The 20,648-nt window shown below is 45.2% G+C and carries 17 protein-coding genes; 7 read left to right on the forward strand and 10 right to left on the reverse strand.

What is annotated here, in order from left to right:
- The first annotated feature begins 6 nt into the window (after positions 1 to 6).
- Positions 7 to 852 (forward strand): methyltransferase domain-containing protein, encoded by an 846-nt coding sequence (locus AC3A14_RS07350; protein ID WP_318731214.1) that lies wholly within the window; start codon positions 7 to 9, stop codon positions 850 to 852.
- A gap of 35 nt (positions 853 to 887) precedes the next feature.
- Entirely contained in the window at positions 888 to 1,061 is a 174-nt protein-coding gene (locus AC3A14_RS07355) for a hypothetical protein (RefSeq protein ID WP_318731215.1), read from the forward strand.
- An 80-nt stretch (positions 1,062 to 1,141) separates the two neighbouring features.
- On the opposite strand, the gene AC3A14_RS07360 is transcribed toward AC3A14_RS07355, so the two are convergent.
- The 9 genes from AC3A14_RS07360 to AC3A14_RS07400 form a co-directional block, all read right to left on the reverse strand.
- A complete protein-coding gene (locus AC3A14_RS07360) occupies positions 1,142 to 2,092 on the reverse strand; it encodes a F0F1 ATP synthase subunit gamma (protein ID WP_318731216.1) in 951 nt (316 codons plus the stop codon).
- 64 nt (positions 2,093 to 2,156) lie between these two features.
- Positions 2,157 to 3,674: a F0F1 ATP synthase subunit alpha gene (gene atpA, locus AC3A14_RS07365; protein WP_271936098.1), complete on the reverse strand. Its 1,518-nt coding sequence runs from the start codon at positions 3,672 to 3,674 to the stop codon at positions 2,157 to 2,159.
- Between the two features lie 84 nt (positions 3,675 to 3,758).
- Entirely contained in the window at positions 3,759 to 4,307 is a 549-nt protein-coding gene (gene atpH, locus AC3A14_RS07370; RefSeq protein ID WP_318719782.1) for an ATP synthase F1 subunit delta, read from the reverse strand.
- Positions 4,307 to 4,834, reverse strand: a complete 528-nt coding sequence (locus AC3A14_RS07375) for a F0F1 ATP synthase subunit B (protein WP_318719783.1) — start codon at positions 4,832 to 4,834, stop codon at positions 4,307 to 4,309. The genes atpH and AC3A14_RS07375 overlap by 1 nt, the downstream gene beginning before the upstream one ends.
- Positions 4,835 to 4,954: 120 nt before the next feature.
- Positions 4,955 to 5,434 carry a F0F1 ATP synthase subunit B' gene (locus AC3A14_RS07380; protein WP_318719784.1) on the reverse strand — a complete coding sequence of 160 codons (480 nt, stop codon included), beginning with the start codon at positions 5,432 to 5,434 and terminating at the stop codon, positions 4,955 to 4,957.
- A 201-nt stretch (positions 5,435 to 5,635) separates the two neighbouring features.
- Positions 5,636 to 5,881 carry an ATP synthase F0 subunit C gene (atpE, locus tag AC3A14_RS07385; RefSeq protein ID WP_271936094.1) on the reverse strand — a complete coding sequence of 82 codons (246 nt, stop codon included), beginning with the start codon at positions 5,879 to 5,881 and terminating at the stop codon, positions 5,636 to 5,638.
- 128 nt (positions 5,882 to 6,009) lie between these two features.
- Entirely contained in the window at positions 6,010 to 6,765 is a 756-nt protein-coding gene (gene atpB / locus AC3A14_RS07390) for a F0F1 ATP synthase subunit A (protein ID WP_318719785.1), read from the reverse strand.
- A gap of 98 nt (positions 6,766 to 6,863) precedes the next feature.
- Complete coding sequence (locus tag AC3A14_RS07395) at positions 6,864 to 7,298, reverse strand: ATP synthase subunit I (protein WP_318719786.1); 435 nt, start codon at positions 7,296 to 7,298, stop codon at positions 6,864 to 6,866.
- A 250-nt stretch (positions 7,299 to 7,548) separates the two neighbouring features.
- Positions 7,549 to 8,757: a class I SAM-dependent methyltransferase gene (locus tag AC3A14_RS07400; RefSeq protein ID WP_318731218.1), complete on the reverse strand. Its 1,209-nt coding sequence runs from the start codon at positions 8,755 to 8,757 to the stop codon at positions 7,549 to 7,551.
- Positions 8,758 to 9,137: 380 nt separating this feature from the next.
- Between AC3A14_RS07400 and AC3A14_RS07405 the strand changes: the two genes are divergently transcribed.
- From AC3A14_RS07405 to AC3A14_RS07425, 5 genes are all read left to right on the forward strand, one after another.
- Positions 9,138 to 11,810, forward strand: coding sequence for a phycobilisome rod-core linker polypeptide (locus AC3A14_RS07405; protein WP_318731219.1), 2,673 nt, complete (start codon positions 9,138 to 9,140; stop codon positions 11,808 to 11,810).
- Positions 11,811 to 12,295: 485 nt separating this feature from the next.
- The gene (gene apcA / locus AC3A14_RS07410) at positions 12,296 to 12,781 is read left to right on the forward strand and encodes an allophycocyanin subunit alpha (protein WP_271936087.1); all 486 of its coding nucleotides are present in this window, start codon (positions 12,296 to 12,298) and stop codon (positions 12,779 to 12,781) included.
- An 85-nt stretch (positions 12,782 to 12,866) separates the two neighbouring features.
- Complete coding sequence (gene apcB, locus AC3A14_RS07415; protein ID WP_271936085.1) at positions 12,867 to 13,352, forward strand: allophycocyanin subunit beta; 486 nt, start codon at positions 12,867 to 12,869, stop codon at positions 13,350 to 13,352.
- A 243-nt stretch (positions 13,353 to 13,595) separates the two neighbouring features.
- Positions 13,596 to 13,799, forward strand: a complete 204-nt coding sequence (locus tag AC3A14_RS07420) for a rod-capping linker protein CpcD domain-containing protein (protein WP_271936083.1) — start codon at positions 13,596 to 13,598, stop codon at positions 13,797 to 13,799.
- Positions 13,800 to 14,055: 256 nt separating this feature from the next.
- Positions 14,056 to 15,234 (forward strand): FtsW/RodA/SpoVE family cell cycle protein, encoded by a 1,179-nt coding sequence (locus AC3A14_RS07425; RefSeq protein ID WP_318731220.1) that lies wholly within the window; start codon positions 14,056 to 14,058, stop codon positions 15,232 to 15,234.
- A gap of 20 nt (positions 15,235 to 15,254) precedes the next feature.
- Here AC3A14_RS07425 and AC3A14_RS07430 read toward each other — a convergent pair whose 3' ends face one another.
- Positions 15,255 to 20,468: a response regulator gene (locus tag AC3A14_RS07430; RefSeq protein WP_318731221.1), complete on the reverse strand. Its 5,214-nt coding sequence runs from the start codon at positions 20,466 to 20,468 to the stop codon at positions 15,255 to 15,257.
- Positions 20,469 to 20,648: the final 180 nt, after the last annotated feature.

Genomic DNA, 20,648 nt, shown 5'->3' on the forward strand with positions numbered 1-20,648 from the left:
AAACCCATGAATAAAAATTCCGTATTATCCATTTATGAACAGTTACTCAGAAAGCGGTCTTTGTTCTTTAAGATCGTTTCCCCTATCCTGAAAGTATCAGCACTCTGGTATGCAGGCGATCGCGTATTGTGTCCGTGCTGCGAACAGCAGTTTCGGACGTTTCTACCTTTTGGAGCAAATAAACGCCCGAATGCCTTGTGTCCTGGATGTCTATCTCTAGAAAGACATCGATTGATGTGGCTGTATTTGCAGAATAAAACCTCTTTGCTTTCAGAGCAGTTAAAGGTTCTGCACATTGCTCCAGAATATTGGTTGCAAAGACGATTAAAAACTGTGCCTAACTTAACCTATTGGACTGCGGATATCCAACCTGGAGAAGCGATGCTGCAAATGGATATCACTAAGATTGATTATCCAGATAGCTCCTTTGATGTTATTTTATGTAGTCATGTCTTAGAGCATATTCCAGATGATACTCAAGCAATGCGTGAACTATGCAGAGTGTTGAAACCTGGGGGATGGGCAATTTTACAAGTCCCTCTCGATCGCGATCGAGAAGAAACGGTTGAAGGAACCCGTGACTTAACTCTCAAGGAGCGGAGACAACGCTTTGGTCATCACGATCATGTCAGAATGTATGGTCAGGATTATCAAACTAAATTGGAACAAGCGGGTTTCTCTGTTTTTGTCGATCGCTATCCGGAGGAGTTAGGTATCAATCAGATTGAATACTATGGATTAATGCCTAGTGAAGATATTTATCTGTGTACACTTAGTAGAAGAAAAGCAAGAAATTGTGGATTTAGGGCAACGAGTATTTCCTTTATAAAAGACGCTCGACCATTTGTTTAATTGCCTATGTTATTGACAGTTTCCAGACCGATAATTTGGGTCGTGCCATTGTCGGATTTATGGTTTGGGGTATTCCTTCGGGTTATTTAGCAGTCATGGGTAAATATCCATCCTGGGGAGCAGCATCAGCAGGATTGAATCCTAAAGACGACCAGAGCAAAATTGAGAAAGTATTTAATTATACTAATTTATCAAAGCGCTATACATAAAAAAATCGGTACAGCCTAGAGACTATCAGGCTGTACCGATAACTAATGGAATTATCCATTACCAGCGCGTAGCGCTAAATCTAGTTGAGGGCTTCGGCTCCACCGACAACTTCTAGGAGTTCTTGGGTAATGGCAGCTTGCCGAGCCTTGTTATAGGATAGGGTGAGCGTGTTGATCATTTGACTTGCATTATCCGAAGCACTACTCATCGCTGTCATCCGAGCAGCTAATTCACTAGCGGCTGATTCTTGCAGGGCGCGTAGGAATTGATTTTTAACGAATAGGGGTAAGAGGGCTTCCAGGATTTGTACAGGATCTTGCTCAAAGATCATATCTCTGGGGAAACTCTCTTCAGAGGAAGACGTAACTTTTTCTCTGGCAACATTGAAGCTACCATTGGCTGTGGTTAAGCGAAAGACTTCATCATCAACGACTTCTAACCCTTGGGGAGTTAAGGGAAGTAGGGTTTGAATAACGGGTCTGGAGCTAATTAAGGAGACGAATTTGGTATAGATGAGTTCTACCCGGTCTACCTTACCAGAGATAAACCATCCGAGAATGTTATCTACAATTTCGTCTGCTTCTTCAGCACTGGGTATTTGTCCTAGGTCTGTGCGGGTAGTAGCAATGGGGACATCCCGACGCTGGAAGTATTGAACAGATTTACGGCCTAAGAGGGCATATTCGTAGTTGAGGCCTTCTTGTTCGAGTTCTTTGGCTCGCATTTCGGCGCGACGGATGACGTTACCATTGTATGCGCCACAGAGGCCGCGATCGCCGGAAAAGACAATTAAGCCAACAGTTTTTACATCCCGATTTTTGAGCAGTTCGAGGTCAACATCTTCAAACTGAAGGCGACTTTGCAGGCGATACAGGACTTGAGCCAAACGGTCAGCAAAGGGACGGGTGGCTAACACTTGTTCTTGGGCGCGACGCACTTTTGCTGCGGCCACCAAACGCATAGCTTCCGTAATTTTGCGAGTATTTTTAACGGATTTGATGCGATCGCGGATCGCTTTAAGATTTGGCATAGGAAAGACAAGGAGATAGGGACAGGGAATAGTGGATAGGGATCGACTATCCACTATCTGAAGACTAGGCAGACACCAAGAAGGTTTGCTTATATTCAGCGATCGCTTCTTTTAACAAGCCTTCTGCTTCATCGGTGAGTTTCTTCTCACTCTGAATCACTTCGCCAAACTTGGGTTTGCTCGATTTCAAATAATCCCGCAATCCTTGGGCAAACGTTGCGACTTTTTCTACCGCAATATCATCAAGATATCCATTTAATCCTGCATATACACTAGCCACCTGTTCGGGTACACTCAATGGTGAATTTTGGGGCTGTTTGAGTAACTCTTGCAGGCGCTGTCCCCGTGCCAATTGGTCTTGGGTTGCCTTATCTAAGTCAGACGCAAACTGGGCAAAAGCTCGCAGGTCATCATACTGAGCTAATTCCAGTTTCAGTTTCCCAGCCACTTTTTTCATGGCTTTGGTTTGAGCTGCCGATCCCACACGGGATACGGAGATACCGGCGTTAATCGCTGGGCGTAAGCCAGAATTGAATAGGTCAGCCGATAAGAAGATTTGACCATCGGTAATCGAAATTACATTGGTGGGAATGTAAGCCGAAACATCCCCAGCTTGGGTTTCGATAATCGGTAGAGCCGTCATACTACCGCTACCCAGCTCGCTATTGAGTTTAGCTGCCCGCTCGAGCAGACGGGAGTGGAGATAGAATACATCTCCAGGATAGGCTTCACGACCGGGAGGACGACGCAAGAGCAGGGACATTTGACGGTAGGCTTGGGCTTGCTTACTCAAGTCATCGTAGATTACGAGAGTATGTTTGCCTTTGTACATGAAGTATTCCGCCATACTTGCTCCAGTATAGGGAGCAATATATTGTAGGGTGGCGGGGTCACTGGCGTTAGCGGCAACCACGATGGTGTAGTCCATGGCTCCCTTTTCTTCCAGGGTAGCAACGACTTGAGCTACCGTAGAAGCTTTTTGACCGATCGCCACATAAACGCAAACTACATCCTCGGACTTCTGATTGATAATCGTATCAATAGCAACGGTGGTTTTTCCGGTTTGGCGATCGCCAATAATCAGCTCCCGTTGGCCGCGACCGACGGGAATCATGGCATCAATTGCCGTAATTCCCGTTTGCAGGGGTTCGCAAACCGATTGACGGGCAATAATTCCAGGAGCAGGAGATTCAATCAACCGACTTTCGCTAGTATTGATGTCGCCTTTCCCATCGATCGCTTCACCCAGGGGATTGACCACCCGGCCAATCATGGCATCACCAACGGGGACTTGGGCAATCCGGCCGGTAGCGCGAACGGAGCTACCTTCTTGGATATTGGTTCCATCACCCATCAATACCGCCCCCACATTGTCCTCTTCCAGGTTGAGGACAATACCAACGGTTCCGTCTTCAAATTCTACAAGTTCTGCGGCCATGGCGTTGTCTAAGCCATAAATCCGCGCAATACCATCACCAACTTGAAGAACTGTACCGACTTCAGAGACTTTTACATCTTGGTCGTACTGTTCAATTTGTTGTTGGATAATACTGCTAATTTCGTCTGGTCTGATAGCTACCATATGCGTCTATTTTGGGATATAAGAGGTGCTGTGTGTACTTCAGATTTTGAGCTTTAGGACGCTCAAGTCTCCAGGGAGGAGACCCTAGGCCAGAGCTAAACCAATGCGCCGCAGTTGGCCTCGCAGACTGGCATCAATCACTTGAGATCCCACTTGGATGATTACGCCACCAATCAGGTCTGGATCGATGCGAGTTTCGATTTCTACATGCCTAGCGTTGGTCATCGCTTGAGTGCGCTCGGCGATCGCTGTGCGTTCTTCTTCCCTCAGTTCTACGGCTGAGGTCACCTGGGCCAACACGGTTTGATTCAGTTTCCGCAATAGGGCCAGGTAGGTTTGGCAAACGCCATCTAAAAATTGGATGCGTCCGCGATCGACCAGCAGGAAGAGGAACCGTTGAACATAAGCATCCGTTCCCTCTTCTGTAATTTGTCTGAGAACCCCTTTTTTTGCATCGGGGTTCACTAAGGGATTACCTAAAAACGAGCGGAGCTGTTCGCTGCTCTCCCACATTTCTAAGATCAGACGCACATCATCACCAAACTTATCGGTCAGGTCATGATTTTGGGCGATGGACATTAGCGCTTGGGCATAAGGTTCTACAATTGAACCTATCATGGAACTATTTGCCATTAGTTTCCTCCTACCCTAGCAATGCTGCGATCGATCAGTTGATGCTGAAGATCGTCATTTAATTCATCTCTAATTTGGGATTCCACCCGTTGCATCGCTAAAGCTACCACCCGTTTCCTAAGTTCAGCAATCACTCGACTTTGTTCAGCGTCTAGATCTTGGGCGGCTGTTTCTTGTAATCTTTGGATGTCTTCATCCGATTTAGCCAAGATGGTGGCTTTTACCGATGCGGCTCGTTCACCCGCCTGTTGACGGATTTTTTCCGCTTGAGCTTGAGCCTGAGCGAGATTTTGTTCTTGTTCTTTGAGCGCAGATGCCGCTTTTTGTTGTCGCTCTTCGGCATCTTTAATGGCGTTTTCAATGGCTTCGCGCCGGTCGGCTAAGGTTTTACCCACTGCCGAGCGACCGAAGTACACCAGCACTCCGATAATAATACCGAGGTTAATGAGGTTCGTCTCAAGTACATCAAAATTGAGTCCGAATCCACCTTTTGTTGCTTCTGTTGCCAGCAACCACAAATTACCCATGCTAGGAAAGTCCATTTGAGCGCAGTTTTTCTACAGGTTTTCCTCGTTTTCGACCCAGGATTGGGACACAAACGAAGTCCGAAATGTTATGTGGGTATCGAAGGTTAAGCAGCAAGATCCTTAACAGGTTTTGAGCAGCTTATCGAGGATTTGGCGACTGAGTTGGTCTACCTGTCCTTCTAAAACGCCTAGGGTTTCCTGTTTTTGTCGATCGATTTCTTGCTGGGCTTGTTCGCGTTTGGCTTGAGCTTCTTGCTGGGCCTGAGCCATGTTCTGAGCTGCAATTTTATCGGCTTCAGCTTGAGCTTGAGCAATCACAGCTTGTGATTGTTTACGAGCGCCTGCGAGTTCTTCTTCGTACTGATTCGCGAGCTGTTCAGCTTTGGCTAAACGTTCGCGAGCTTCGGTTAAATTAGAACGGATATAGTCGCTCCGTTCATCTATAGCACTGCCGAGAGGCTTATAAAAAATCTGATTCAGTAGAGCTGCTAAGATAAGGAATTGGATAGCCATTACAGGTAAAGTGGCATCTAGGTCAAAAAGACCTCCTGCTTCCTCAGCCGCTGCTTCTACTGCAAGAAGTATTGTCCCATCGATCATTGGCGATCGTCCCCAGTTTTTAACGATTTGCTCTGGTTTTACACTTATCCTGTTCTTGGTTAACAGAGCAGGGTTTCCCTAGCGTTTCTAGGGAGTTTGGCCTAATCTGTAACGGAACTGACAATCTCGGCGATTGGCTTTCGTTAGATTAGGGTAGAGATAGAAAGCGTTCCTATCTCTACTGTTCGTCAGCGCGATCGCTTACGAGAAGGGGTTAGCAAACAAGAGTACGAGGGCAACAACCAGACCGTAGATGGTTAGCGCTTCCATGAATGCCAAACTCAGCAGGAGAGTGCCTCGGATTTTTCCTTCAGCTTCGGGTTGACGGGCAATACCTTCTACGGCTTGACCAGCAGCGTTTCCTTGTCCAATTCCAGGACCGATAGCAGCTAAACCAACAGCAAGGGCAGCAGCAATAACGGAAGCAGCAGCAATTAGTGAATCCATGATGGGTTCAATCTCCTTTTTTAAATTGAGTACACTTGATAGGATTTTTTCTTTCGGCTTGAGACCGAAGATCGGCAGAGTGAGCTTCTCTCTCTGTTGGGATGGGGATGAGCCTTGTCCCTTGACGGCTAGCTATGTTCTTCTTCGCCATGATGGGGATCTTCTAGAGCTTCCCCAATGTAGGTGGCTGCCAAGGTAGCAAAGATGAGGGCTTGAATGGCACTTAAGAATATTCCCAATGCCATCACAGGTAAGGGAATAAACAAGGGAACCAGTAAGACTAACACCCCAACCACCAGTTCATCAGCCAGAATGTTACCAAATAGACGGAAGCTCAGGGATAGAGGCTTAGTGAAGTCTTCAATTACCTTGAAGGGGAGCATGAAGGGCACTGGCTCAACGTAGTGAGCAAAGTATCCTAAGCCCAGCTTTTTGAGACCGGCGTAAAAATACGCTAGGGAGGTCAAAAGAGCTAGGGCGACCGTGGTATTGATATCGCTGGTTGGCGCAGCTAGTTCACCTTCTGGCAAATGGATGATTTTCCAGGGAACTAAGGCCCCTGACCAATTTGACACAAAGATGAACAAAAATAAAGTACCGACGAAGGGAACCCAGGGTCGATATTCTTTTTCACCCATGGCATTTTTGGCCAGGTCTCGAATAAATTCCAAAGCGTACTCCATGAAGTTTTGCATTCCGCTGGGTACTCTTTGGATGTTTCGAGTGGCGGCGACTGAGGCAATCACAAGCAATCCAATCACAAACCAGGAGGTGATCATGACTTGCCCATGAATTTTGAGATTACCGATTTCCCAATAGAGATGCTTACCGACTTCAAGCTCGGCGAACGGGAGGCTATGATAAGCGTCCAGGAAGTTAAGCATATCCATTATTAAAGAGGGTTCAGAGTTAGGGTACTGATCGAAGTGGCTTGCCTTTTTACAGGATTTTACCGATCATCCATGGGGCGATCGCTCGCTGATTATGGAGTTAAGGTGGTCCTGAGAACATAAGCGATGATCGCAGCTTTGTAGGTTAAAAATCCCAAAAAAATGGGCACGATTTCTAGCTGTTTCCATTGGAAGGCGACAATCATCACGCCAATGAAAATGGCTAAACCGGTATTGCCAAGACGTTGCTTTGCTCGTCCGAGTCCTTCTACGTTTTTAGCCAACAGTCTGAGGTAAACTATCCCCGCACAGGAGCCGATCAGATAACTGAGGGCGGTTCCCAGGGAATAAAAGAACCAGACAGACACGAAGGCAACTCCTGTCATTCCCAATGTCCAACCATACAATTGAGTTTGTAGTTGATAATACTCTTCCATTGCGCCCGGTGAGGCACTGGGGAGAGGGGTTTGGGGCAGGTCTTCTGCTGTTAGCGTTTCCGTTTTCGGAGATTCGTCGGAGGTGTTCACTTCGACTGGTTAACCTGAGTTGTTGGTCTGCGTTTTTCCATCACCGCGTAAAAAGGGATATTCCTTTGCGGGAAAAGGATTCTGTGGAGTTTTCTCCGTCAGGAGAGCCACAGAGGATCTAGCCAAACGTTCTTTCAGGTGACCCTGAGAGGTCTGTTCGTAGACTCCCTGGAAATCATATCACGGAGAGGGATCAGTTTCTGAAGAAAGTGTTAATCCTTTGAGGGCATCAGGAAATAGGGAATTATCCTCAAAGATTTGTGGGGTTATCTTCCGAGATTGGGGGCGTTAAAAGAATCAAGTTTTGCTCTAGGAGAAATCGCATCTGTTCTAGGTTGTGTTGGGTTTCGCTCAGAATCTGTGCAATGGTTTGTTGACCATTACAGGCTTGAAGCAGTTGGAATTGTTCCTCGGATAGGGTAACGGGTTTATAGTCCTGATTGAGAAGGCTTCGGGAGGGCCATCCATGGAGACAGGGATTGGGTTCAGCAATCGCTGCGGCCAGACTTCGATCGTCCGACCAGTCGGTGCGATCCAGGGGAGGACGAGCAAGGAAGAATTCGTAGTGGGTCAGTTCTGGGTCAAGCAGTTCAATCAAGTGATAGCGTTGGCGTTCGCTTAGGCTCTCTACTCGTTTCATCAGGTCTGGGGCTTGCCCAAGCAGGCGTTCAATGGTCCAATACTGGGGATTGGAAAAGCCCACAAAGGCTAATCCGGAAGCATCGATCAATTCAAACAGAGTCTCAATGGTGTAATCAATTTCTTGGGGATGAACGTACATATCGGCAAAACATTCATCTTGATGATTTTCCAAGGCCCAGCGCCGTTTGTCTTCCCGCACGATGCGGTTATCTTCCGGTAATACGGAAAACAGATCGCGTCCAATTTTTACGCCATCCTGGTAATCTCCACGATGTTCTCCTTGCAGCAGAGCGATCGCCTGTTGCATCAGTTGAATTTCAAATCGTCCCAAGTGGGCGTAAACAAAAATATGGAGAATTCCCCCAGGCGCTAACTTACAAGCTAGGGATTGAATGCCACGAATGGGATCGGGGAGGTGGTGTAAGACTCCCACACAGTTGATGAGCTGAAACTGTCCCGGTAATTGGGCCACATCGTACAAACTGAGGTGATGAAACTCCACTCGGTCAGCCCCCGATCGCTGGCAACGCTCCTGAGCCACAGCGATCGCTCCAGCACTCAAGTCAATGCCCACTACAGAGGCTTGGGGATTAAGATGAACCAAATATTCTGTACCGACACCCGTGCCACATCCAGCATCCAGGATACGGATATCTTGACGAGGAGGTTTACGTCCCGTACAAAACTGGTAAGCCGTCAGCCAATTCCAGCGCCAGTTGTATCCCGGAGGAGGTTCATCAAGGAAGGGTTCTGGAGGAAAGGGATAGGTATCGTACAGTTTCGCGACGGCGTTACTAATAGCTTGAGCTTCAGACATAGTGAGGAGCGTATGATTTCTGCCAGATCTGATTATCCAATATTTGGGCCACAGGGATCATGAGAAATTTTGCCCATCAGGAGTAGGATAAGAGCGGCTAGAGCGGGGGAAGAGAGGATTCGATGACTCCTAGAGCTGTTAGAAGTTGTTGATAACGTAACAAAACTTATCTTTTTTCTCAGTCAGGGGACTGGGATCGCCTATGATGTAGAATCGTTACGCTTTTTAATAAACAAGGGGAGTCAACCCAGACTACTCTTAAGATCAAACACCAATAGCTATTCAAGGATCGGTCCAATGGACTGGCCATGGATAGCCAAAAGCTGTTTAACGCATTAATGCAATTGCTGTAAACATCCAAAGGGAGCGAAGAAGAGCGCATGACTATCAAGGCAAGTGGTGGAAGCTCCGTTGCTCGTCCGCAACTGTATCAAACGGTAGCTGTTTCAACAATTTCTGTTGCTGAACAGCAAGACCGTTTCTTAGGACGGACTGAACTCGGTGAACTTTCAACCTATTTCGAGTCGGGTCTCAAACGGTTGGCGATCGCCGAAGTCCTCACCAAAAATTCTGAACTGATTGTTTCACGAGCAGCCAATCGGATCTTTACCGGTGGATCTCCCATGGCTTTCTTGGAAAAGCCTGCCGATCCCGAACCCATGCTCGTTGGAGCAAGCCAACGCACGCAAGGCACAGAAACCTTTATAGAAAGCAAGTCCGGTGGTGGACTCTTTTCTGGATTCGGGTCTTTATTTAGCGGTGCCAGTGCCGGCCCCGTTCCTCCAGGATTCCGTCCCATTAACGTTTCCCGTTATGGGCCGGCAAATATGACCAAATCCCTACGGGATTTAAGTTGGTTCCTGCGTTATATCACTTATGCGATCGTTGCTGGAGACCCCAATATTCTCTCCGTCAATGTCCGAGGACTCAGAGAAATTATTGAAGGCGCTTGTTCTACGGCTGCAACCCTCGTAGCCCTACAGGAAATGCGAGCTGGCGCTTTAGCATATGTTAAAAATGACGCAGAAGCCAGTGATATCGTTGGACAATACTTTGACGTAGTGATCTCAGAATTCAAAGCTTCCACACCGTCAAACAAAATCCGTCAACGCCAGACCTTAGATCAACAAGGACTCACACTCCCTCAAATCTATTTCAATGCGTCTGAGAGTCGGCAAAAATTTGTCATGAAGCCCGGATTGTCCTCTTCCGAAAAACAGGAAGTGGTCAAGGCAGCCTATCGGCAAATCTTTGAACGAGATATTACTCGTGCCTATTCCCAATCCATTTCTTATCTAGAATCTCAGGTGAAAAATGGCGACATCTCCATGAAGGAGTTTGTACGTCGTTTATGTCTGAGTCCCCTCTATCGCCAGCAGTTCTATGAACCGTTTGTCAATAGTCGGGTCGTAGAACTAGCCTTCCGTCATATTCTCGGTCGAGGTCTGTCGAGTCGGGAAGAGTTCCAAAAGTATTTCTCCATTGTTTCTGATGGGGGACTCCCCGCTTTAGTGGGTGCTTTAGTCGATTCCCAAGAATACGCCGATTACTTCGCAGAAGAGACGGTTCCTTACTTGCGCGGTTTAGGACAAGAAGCCCAAGAGTGCCGCAACTGGGGGCCCCAACAGGATCTGTTTAAGTACAGTGCCCCCTTCCGCAAAGTACCCCAATTTATTACCACCTTTGCGGCCTACAACGGTCCCTTACCGGATCGGCATGTGTATGGTTCGGGTAACGATCCTCTAGAAATTCAGTTTGGAGCAATTTTCCCGAAAGAAACCCGCAATCCCAGTAACAGTCCTGCACCCTTTGGTAAGGATACGCGCCGTTTGTTGATTCATCGAGGCGCAGGGATTGATAGCCAGATTTCAGCTCCAGGAGCACGGGGTAAAGCACCCGGTAGTTTAGGGGCGAAGGTCTTTAAGTTGGATCAAGTCCCGGCAACGGTGAGTAAAAAAGCGGGAACTAATATCAAGTTCTCGGAAACTTCCACCCAAGCGGTAATTCGCGCCTGTTATTTACAGGTCTTTGGCCGGGATGTTTATGACGGTCAACGGCTGAAGGCGATGGAGACTCGCCTGGAAAATGGAGAGATTACAGTTCGGGAATTTATCAAAGCGCTGGCTAAGTCAGATGTTTTCCGCAATCTGTACTGGAGTTCTCTGTATGTGGTGAAGGCGATTGAGTATATCCACCGTCGGTTGTTGGGTCGTCCGACCTATGGCCGTCCGGAAATGAATCAGTATTTTGATTTGTGTTCTAAGAAGGGTTTTTATGCTCTGGTAGATGCAATTATTGATTCCGTTGAGTATGCTGAGTCCTTCGGAGAAGATACCGTTCCTTATGAGCGGTATTTGACTCCAGCAGGGTTGTCCTTACGCTCGATGCGGGTAGGTACTCTGCGTGAAGATATGGGTCAACTGGTTAAACCAGAAGAGACTCCACGCTTTATTGAGCTAGGCGCGGTCACTTCACCACGGGGTGAAATCGAGGTACAAGAGCGGATTACTCAAGGGGTTCGCAAACAACGGGAACAACGTAAGGTCTTTAAGTTAACCAATTTGACAGATGTTCCAGCCGTGAAGATCTTGATTGGTGCCGCTTATCGTCAAGTCTTTGAGCGCGATGTAGCACCGTTTGTGGTCAGTAATGAGTTCTCTAGTTTAGAGAGTCGTTTGGGTAATGGTGAGACCACGGTCAAGGAGTTTATTGAAGGGTTAGGTTGTTCCGATCTGTATATCAAGGAGTTCTATACGCCTTTCCCGAATACGAAGGTGATTGAGCTGGGAACCAAACATTTCTTGGGTCGTGCGCCTTTAGATCAAGCGGAGATTCGTAAGTATAACCAGATTTTGTCTAGTGAGGGTATTCGTGCCTTTATTGGGGCAATGGTTAATAGTATGGAATATCTACAAGCCTTTGGTGAAGATGTGGTTCCCTATTGTCGGTACAATACGCTTCCTGCGGCTAACTTCCCGAATACGGAGAAACTTTATAACCAGTTGACGAAGCAAAGTAAGGAGATTGTGATTCCTAGCTTTGAACCGGTCTAACGACAATCGAGGTTGAAATTTGAACTCAATCCCCCTAGAGGGTGAGAGGGATGTCCATTGGGGAAGAGTTAAGGCTCAATCCCTGATGGACTTTATGGTTTATGGGAAAAAACGTGAAGTTTTGTAACAACCGATCGAAGCACAGGTCAATGGTCTTAAATACCTATGCTAACCGGATGAGAGAAGGGGTCAAAATGAGGGTAAATGTTAAAAAATATTAAGAAGTGATTTAGGATGTGAACTCCATGCCTGACAATGAGTTCGGACGGATATAAAACCAATGAGTTATATCGGAGGTTAATGTCCGGCGATCGCTGAGTCAAACTCTGTGTTTTTAAGCTAATTTCCTTGAGCTATGCCAAGGTCTCTTAAAAAAAGCAAGTTCATAACCGAAGTTGCAACACAATTAGACTCAGACCCTTTGGCGCAAGCCATCTATATAAGACCCAATTGGTGACAATTTCTATTTTGGAGGACTCCACAACATGAGTATCGTCACGAAGTCCATCGTGAATGCTGATGCTGAAGCTCGTTATCTCAGCCCAGGCGAACTGGATCGGATCAAAGCTTTTGTAACATCTGGTGAGCAACGTTTACGGATTGCCCAAATCCTCACTGACTCCCGCGAGCGCATTGTTAAGGAAGCTGGTGACCAACTCTTCCAAAAACGCCCGGATGTGGTTTCTCCTGGTGGAAATGCTTATGGCGATGAAATGACCGCAACCTGCCTGCGGGACATGGACTACTACCTGCGTCTAATTACCTATGGAATCGTGGCTGGTGATGTCACCCCCATCGAAGAAATCGGTTTGGTTGGTGCAAAAGAGATGTACAAATCTCTGGGCACTTCCATAGATGCAGTGGCTGAAAGTGTTAGTTGCATGAAAGCTGTCGCAACTTCCCTGATGTCAGGTGAAGATGCAAATGAAGCCGGTTCTTACTTCGATTATGTCAAAGGTGGTCTGACCTAGACTTCACCCAAGTTTTAGCCAAGGCTCAGGTTTTGAGCATTAACTACAACTGACCATTTTAAGTAACTTCATCAAGAACACAACCATGCAAGACGCAATTACTGCTGTTATCAATTCTTCTGACGTTCAAGGTAAGTACCTTGATACTTCCGCTCTAGACAAGCTCAAAGGCTACTTCCAAACAGGTGAGCTGCGGGTTCGTGCAGCTACGGCAATTAGTGCTAATGCTTCTACCATTGTGAAAGAAGCAGTCGCTAAGTCTCTGCTGTACTCTGATACCACTCGTCCTGGTGGTAATATGTACACCACCCGTCGCTACGCTGCTTGTATCCGTGATTTGGATTACTACCTGCGTTATGCCACCTATGCAATGTTGGCTGGAGATCCTTCTATCTTAGATGAGCGGGTTCTCAATGGTTTGAAAGAAACCTACAACTCTTTGGGTGTTCCCATCGGTTCCACGGTTCAAGCCATCCAATCTATGAAAGATGTTACGGCTAGCTTAGTTGGTGTTGACGCTGGTAAAGAAATGGGCGTTTACTTCGATTACATCTGCTCTGGCTTAAGCTAGGCTAAGTGCTTCAACTGAAGGTGGTACTTTATCAACTCCCTTCAGAAGTGGAGTCTGGGAAGTCTAGGGTAAGTCCTAGACCGTTACAAGCCTAATCTATGGAAAGGGTTTGTCTCGGTGATTAATAGCCGATCGCAATGGTCTAGAATTGGCTCTTGACTCCCAGACTTTGGAGGGTAAAGTAAAAAGGTTTTAATACCATTTTTTCTGCATTTTTGAATCACAATTAGGAGAGATTAGCCCATGCGGATGTTTAAGGTAACGGCTTGTGTGCCCAGTTTAAGCAGAATTCGGACGCAACGAGAACTTCAAAATACCTACTTCACAAAGTTGGTTCCTTATGATAATTGGTTTCGCGAACAACAGCGAATTATGAAAATGGGTGGCAAAATCCTCAAAGTGGAGTTGGCTACGGGTAAAGTGGGAACCAACGCTGGTTTGATCTAATTCTGTATCAGTTGCGCTCCGGATGAGGGTTTTCCCTGTTGACAAAACCTGCACAAGAGTTTTCTAACAAAGCAAAAGTAAGGGTTAAAGCTTTACTTTTGCTTTGTTGTTTGTTAGAGTCCAGAGAGAATTGGGTGGATACAGTAGCTTCCTCTACCTGTGGAGTAGGGTCTAATTTTCATTTGTGCCTGTACCCCAAGCTATTCCCTATTCCCAGTTCTTTGTTCCCCAGCACGAAGCTCTATAACAACAGTCCTTGAAGTTCCAACAGTTAATTCTTTTGATTGACCCCTCGGTGAAGGAATGGGCAATAGAAGCCAGACTATTGCGGTGGTTAACATTCCTTTGGTTGTCGGTTGGGTTGATGATTCTGTTTTCTGCATCCTATCCCCTGGCGAATAGCTACTATGAGGATGGGTTTTATTATGTAAAGCGGCAGATGGCTTGGGCTGTTTTGGGCTGTGTGGGGTTTAATTTCATGGTTCATACGCCGTTGAAATCGTTGATGAGAGTTGCCCAATGGTTTCTACTGCTGTTTCTGGGATTGATTGGGGTGACGGTGATTCCTGGATTGGGAATAACGATTAATGGGGCCACTCGTTGGTTATCTTTGGGGGCGTTTCCGATACAACCTTCGGAGTTAATTAAGCCATTTTTGGTTCTGCAAGGGGCGCAAGTGTTTGGTTTATGGCCGTCGTTGAAACCGGCAATTCGCTGGCGATGGTTGGGAATTTTTGGGGCTGTGTTGGTGGGGATTTTGCTGCAACCGAACCTGAGTACGGCGACGTTTTGTGGGATGACGTTGTTTGCGATCGCCGTGGCTTCTGGTTTACCCTATCGCTCCTTGCTCACAACTGGGGGAGTAGGATTGGGTTTGGGGATGTTGAGCTTGAGCATTAATGAGTATCAACGGCAGCGGATTATGACGTTTTTAGATCCTTGGGCCGATCCGATGGAGAATGGTTATCAATTAACTCAAAGTTTGATGGCGATCGGCTCAGGAGGGTTTTGGGGAAGTGGGTTAGGACTCTCTCAACAAAAATGGTTCTATTTACCCATTCAGTACACGGATTTTATTTTTGCGGTTTATGCTGAGGAATTTGGCTTTGTCGGCAGTCTACTGTTGTTACTTATGCTGGGGGTGTATGCCACTCTAGGGTTGGTGGTGGCGCTCAAATGTACGGATAAGTTTCATCGTTTAATTGCGATCGGTGCGACTTTTCTGCTGGTGGGACAATCATTGATTAATATTGGGGTGGCGACTGGAGCATTACCAACGACTGGTTTACCCTTACCGATGTTTAGTTATGGGGGGAATTCGATGATTGCCAGTCTGTTATCTGCGGGGTTATTGGTGCGAGTGGCTAGAGAGAGTCGTCAAGCGCAGGTGGTGTCTCTGGACGATCGCCGTAGGAGACAGACACAGCTCAAATAAGATTAATTTTGGCGAAGGTATTATGTAGAGGTGAGAAAGGGAGCGATCGCCTCACAAATCCGTTCAAACTCAAAGTTATTGACTCGTGTCATTAACCACTGGGAAATTTGTACATCTTCAATTTCACTGGTGAGATCGAGAATAGATTCATGATCGGCTTCAATAGCATGTTGATGAAGGGCCCATAAGCTCTCCGATGATAAGGTTGGCCACGCTAAATCTCCGATTGAGGCGATCGTCGGTGGAGTCGGTTTGGTGTCCATGGGTTCAACCGTTGACTCTAGGGAACCGGTTTCATACAGATACCGAACGCCTAAATGATGAGCAATTTTCTCTAATAGCATATCTCCTTGAAAGGGTTTGCTGATAAAATCATCACATCCAGCCGCTAAAACCTGTTCTCGATCGTCCTGAAAGGCATGAGCGGTAAGTGCCATCACCACGGTGGCTTGACCTTGGATAGTCGCCTTAATCTGATGAGTTGCATCTAAGCCATTAAGGACAGGCATCCGCATATCCATGAGGATCAGATGGGGTTGCCAACTTTGCCAAATGGCGATCGCTTCTTTACCATTTTGGGCAGTCTGAACTTCAAAGCCCACATGACTTAATAAATGCAACATCAATAAGCACTGATCCCGTTCATCATCAACAACTAAGATGCGATAAACCGGTTGATCTGGAGCTAATCCAATGATCGCTTGTAGAGGATGAATAGAAATAATAGATTCAGCTTGTCCTAGCTGCAAGGGAATCTCAAAAAAGAAGGTACTCCCTATCCCCAGAGTCGAGTTTACCTTTAATTGACCTCCCATTAATTCAACAAAGTGTTGACTGATCGCTAATCCTAATCCTGTTCCTTCTTGATCGTTATGCCCAGAATCAGAAATTAGAGTTAATCCCTTACTTTGGACAAACGGTTTAAACAAAACTTCAATATTTTCAGGAGCAATACCGATCCCCGTATCAGCCACACTAAACCGGAGAGTATGTTGATTGGGATCGCTTGCTAATGTATCCGATAGCATGACTTCTAGGGTAACTGAACCTTGAGGGGTAAATTTAATACTATTATCCACCAAATTTAGGAGGACTTGTCCTAATTTATTTTCGTCTCCATACATATATTGAGAGACTTTATCTTCAACTTTTATTTTCAGTTCTAACCCTTTAAGACGAGCTTTAAGCTGTAATATATTTTTAAGCTTCTCTACACTTTTGAGTAAATCAAAATGAGTATAATTCAAGGAGATTTTTCCAGACTCTATTTTAGACATTTGTAAGACATCATTGATTAAGTTAAGTAGATGTTCGCCACTTTGATTAATTATTTTGAGTTGTTCTTGCTGAATAGAAGATAACGATCCATCACGTCCCATAACTTGTGCAAATCCTAAAATTGCATTGAGAGGAGTCCGGAATTCATGACTCATTTTTGCTAAGAAAGAGCTTTTCGCTCGATTAGAAGCATCGGCACGATCTTTAGCAATTTTTAGTTCTTCCGATTTGGTCTGAATTTGATCCACTAATTGCAACTGTTGAATTCCCAGACTAATCTGGTGGGCAATATACATGGCTACTTGAATTTCATCTTCTTGCCATTGACGAGGATTTTTATTTTGATAAATCCCTAATAATCCCCATAGCTTTTGAGAGGAAAATAAGGGAATAATCAGATAAGATCTAGCTTGTATTTTTTCGATAAATTTTAGATACTCAACTTGAAATCCTGCTTGATAAATATCTGTTATACATAGGTATTGATAGTGAGGATAAGGAGGGATATCTGAACCAATCAATCTTAAAGGATGAGGGGATTGACTTGGAGTATCGATCCAGAATTTAATGGCACAACTTTCATCATTAATTAATTCGGAAGAAGCAGAAAACCGATCTCTTATATCAACGATAGAATCCCATTCTGAAGCCACTGAATCAGCAATAAATTGACCGCTCCAATCTGGGTTTAATTGATAAACAGCCACCCGATCGCTATTAAATAGGTTTCGGATTTCATGGGTGGTAGATTTTAATATTTTATCGAGATCTAATAGGGGTTGCATCTGTGCCAATATTTTAGCGATAGACCGTTCTTTCTGAGCTATTTTCTCTAATTTCTCTTCAGAAATCTTTCGTTCTAATTCTGCTTCTGCTCGGGCTGAGAATATATCGAGAATGACTTGCTTTTGGGAGTCTATTTCCAATGGTCTTGTATCTAATATGGCCAGATAACCAATAATTTCTTGGTGGGTATTTCTTAAGGGTAAACCCCAATAGCTTTTGGCTTTTAGTCTAGAAATTAGTGGATGATTTCCAAATTTTTCTTGTAATTCATCTCGATAGTAAACTGATTCTCCAGATAAGATTTGATCGCAAGGGGCATCTAGAGTCTCAAACTCATCAATTTTCTCTAATTCTATGGAATTCCAAAAAGCTAAAATATTTACCTTGCGAAGCTTGGGATCGGAGACTTTGGCCAGTAACGCGTATTTGACTTGTAAAACATTAGCTAAATATTGAGTACAACTATTAAAAAATTCATTGCCAGTAGCAGAAGCAATACCTTCAGCAATCAACTTTAAGCCTAACTCCCGTTGCTTTTGTGCTGTGATATCAACACCAAAGGCTTGAATATCAACTAAAGTTCCCCAACGATCGACAATGGGTTGATTTGTCCACCTTAACCATCGATGTTCTCCGGTCCCTGAGCAATACTTATATTCCCAACTTTTGGGATTTAGAGTAGTTAAGAGTTCGAGAATATTATCTTCAACTTCTTCGACTGACTGGGCATTAACCAACCATGAGTTAAGTTTTTTGCCGATTAAGTCTTCAGCATTATGATTGAAAAAATGACAAAAGTATTGATTGACAAAAGTGAGTTCTGTATCGGGTTTCCAGCGGCAAATTAAAACATCTTTTTGTACTTCAATTAGTTCCCGATATCGCCTTTCACTCTCTTTGAGTGCCCATTCTATTTTATGAGTTTCTGTGATATCTTCTACCATGCCAAAAACAAACTGGATTTCATCTTTATCTTGAATCGATGAAACCGTCAGTCTTCCCCATCTGATCTCCCCATTTTGGTGAATATAGCGTTTTTCGACTTGATAGGATTGAATTCTACCGAGTAATAAATTTTGAAAGTTGGGATCGTTTTGATAGTCATCGGGATGAATAATATCTTTAATTTGAAGGTTTTGAAGGTCTTGTGAAGTATAGTTGAGGAAGGATTCAAAGGCAGCATTGGTTTGTGAAATCTGGCCCTCTAAAGTAGTAATATATATGCCAATACCCGCTTGTTCAAAAATGGCTTGAAACCGGGCTTCACTGTGTTGAAGGGCGGTGGTTATGGTTTCTAGAGGGGTAATATCTCGAACGACTAACAGGACGGTTTGGTGAGATAAGGGGGAAATTTTAGCGGATAACCAAATCCGTCGATCGCCAATCATGAGGTGATATTGAAGGGTTTGGGTTTCTCGGGTGGCGATCGCCTGTCGGATAGCCGTTAAGTGGGCATCTGCTTGGGCTTCGGGTAAACAGTCATACAAGCTTTTATCTAATTTACTTTCCGGCGGTTTCTGGAGAAATAAGGGATTATTGGTCATGAATTTCAGACAAATCCCTTCCTGGTTATACACCATGACTGCATCATCCATAGCCATGAGCATCGCTCTTTGCTCGGCTTCAATCTGTTTTTGGCGGATTACAGTTCCGAGTTGGGAGGCGATTGCCGAAGCAAAGGCCAGTAATTGATGGGATTGATGGTGAAAATCTAAGGTTGAGATTCCCGACAGAAATAGCACCAACACTGCGACAACTTTTTCTTGCTGTTGCTCTGCTGAGACGGAGAGAATGGGAATCCACAACCCTTGCTGGATATGGCACAGAGCGGCTAAATCCTTGTGTTGACAAATGTCCGGCGATTTCTCTGGCACATCCGGCACATATTGTGCCTTTCCCGTTACCCAAACTTTCCCGAGCAAACCCGTTCCACTCCTCCAAATCTGGCCTTGACGAACTAAGCGAAACCGTTCTAAATGACTCAAGACCTCTGGCGGTTCCTGTTTGTGGGAGTACCAAGCTGGACTAAGGGTTAAACTGCGACCCTCATCACTCGGTAGCCAAGCTTCACCGTAGCTCCAACCGCTGGCTTCACAGAGATGTTCCAGGGCAGATTGAAGGGCACTCTCAAAATCCGGCGATCGGCTAATCGCTTGAGTCACCTTGAGTAATAATTGAGTCTCCTCTTCTGCCTGTTGCCGTTTCAGAGCCGTTTGTCGAATCCCAATCCACTTGCCTAACCCTTGAGCCATTAGCTCTAGAATTTCTTGAGCTTGAGTATCTAATGTATTTAGGGCATCATGAGTTGACCCAAATACCAAAACACCATAAAGTTCATCCTGTACCCAAATGGGTGTACCAATAAACGATTCCAAAGTGTAGTTCCCCAAATGGAGGGGTTTGTGTTGTCTAGACCCTTGATTGGGTTGTTCATGGGTTATGGTTTTTTCCCTGCGAATCACCCAATCTAAATAAGTATCTTGAAAGTCGAGTTTCGAGCATCGACTGATACCGTCCAGGGTGGATTCCACAGCATCAATCACATACAGATCCTCTTCTATGTGACCGATCGCGCCAACCGAACATCCTAAAATAGAACATCCCGTTTGCAGATAATCCCGAAACAAAGCTTCAATCGTGCGATAATGGGATGTATCTAAACGGTGGATCTGTTTCAGATGAAAGCTAAAGCGCTCCAGTTTTGCTTCCATCAAATGACGATATTCAATTTCTTCTTGTAGACGTAAATTCTGAGTGAGCAGTTTTTGTCGGGTTTGAGAGGCTCTGACATGATAGTCAATCCGGGCAAGCACCTCAGACTTTAGAAAAGGCTTAGTCACATAATCAACCGCTCCGACTTCAAAGGCTCTCACCTTATCGATTTCTTCTCCTAGGGCACTAATAAAAATAATCGGGATATCCTGGGTTACGGGATCGGCTTTCAGCAAGGAGCAAACTTGATAACCATTAAGTTCTGGCATTAGAATGTCAAGTAAAATTAAGTCAGGGGGTATTGCTTTAGCACCCGATATTGCCAATGCACCTGTGACTGCCGATCGCACCTTATAGCCCTCTTGAGAGAGCATCTTAGCAAACAAATGCAAGTTGGCTGGGATATCATCAACCACAAGGATATTGGGTTTAACTGAGATAGGTTCCTGCTTAATCATCAGCGATCGGTCAGACAATGAATGCCAAAGGGGAACTTGGTTTGAGAGACAGAAACAGAGCGATTGTGAATCTAAAGTTATTTTTGATTCATAACATATCTGTGATTGCCCTCTATTGTAAGTCTCTATGGATATTTTTGCCATAAATTCAGTTGATCCTAGAAGACAAAATAAGAATCC

The sequence above is a fragment of the Roseofilum sp. genome, assembly GCF_982964205.1.

What these genes read in the sequence shown, in the direction of transcription:
- atpB (WP_318719785.1), bottom strand. Translation starts at nt 6,765, where the DNA reads ATGCTTAACTTCCTGGACGCTTATCATAGCCTCCCGTTCGCCGAGCTT.
- AC3A14_RS07430 (WP_318731221.1), bottom strand. Translation starts at nt 20,468, where the DNA reads ATGATTAAGCAGGAACCTATCTCAGTTAAACCCAATATCCTTGTGGTT.
- atpE (WP_271936094.1), bottom strand. Translation starts at nt 5,881, where the DNA reads ATGGATTCACTAATTGCTGCTGCTTCCGTTATTGCTGCTGCCCTTGCT.
- AC3A14_RS07380 (WP_318719784.1), bottom strand. Translation starts at nt 5,434, where the DNA reads ATGATCGATGGGACAATACTTCTTGCAGTAGAAGCAGCGGCTGAGGAA.
- AC3A14_RS07400 (WP_318731218.1), bottom strand. Translation starts at nt 8,757, where the DNA reads ATGTCTGAAGCTCAAGCTATTAGTAACGCCGTCGCGAAACTGTACGAT.
- AC3A14_RS07375 (WP_318719783.1), bottom strand. Translation starts at nt 4,834, where the DNA reads ATGGGTAATTTGTGGTTGCTGGCAACAGAAGCAACAAAAGGTGGATTC.
- AC3A14_RS07360 (WP_318731216.1), bottom strand. Translation starts at nt 2,092, where the DNA reads ATGCCAAATCTTAAAGCGATCCGCGATCGCATCAAATCCGTTAAAAAT.
- AC3A14_RS07420 (WP_271936083.1), top strand. Translation starts at nt 13,596, where the DNA reads ATGCGGATGTTTAAGGTAACGGCTTGTGTGCCCAGTTTAAGCAGAATT.
- atpA (WP_271936098.1), bottom strand. Translation starts at nt 3,674, where the DNA reads ATGGTAGCTATCAGACCAGACGAAATTAGCAGTATTATCCAACAACAA.
- atpH (WP_318719782.1), bottom strand. Translation starts at nt 4,307, where the DNA reads ATGGCAAATAGTTCCATGATAGGTTCAATTGTAGAACCTTATGCCCAA.
- apcB (WP_271936085.1), top strand. Translation starts at nt 12,867, where the DNA reads ATGCAAGACGCAATTACTGCTGTTATCAATTCTTCTGACGTTCAAGGT.
- apcA (WP_271936087.1), top strand. Translation starts at nt 12,296, where the DNA reads ATGAGTATCGTCACGAAGTCCATCGTGAATGCTGATGCTGAAGCTCGT.
- AC3A14_RS07350 (WP_318731214.1), top strand. Translation starts at nt 7, where the DNA reads ATGAATAAAAATTCCGTATTATCCATTTATGAACAGTTACTCAGAAAG.
- AC3A14_RS07405 (WP_318731219.1), top strand. Translation starts at nt 9,138, where the DNA reads ATGACTATCAAGGCAAGTGGTGGAAGCTCCGTTGCTCGTCCGCAACTG.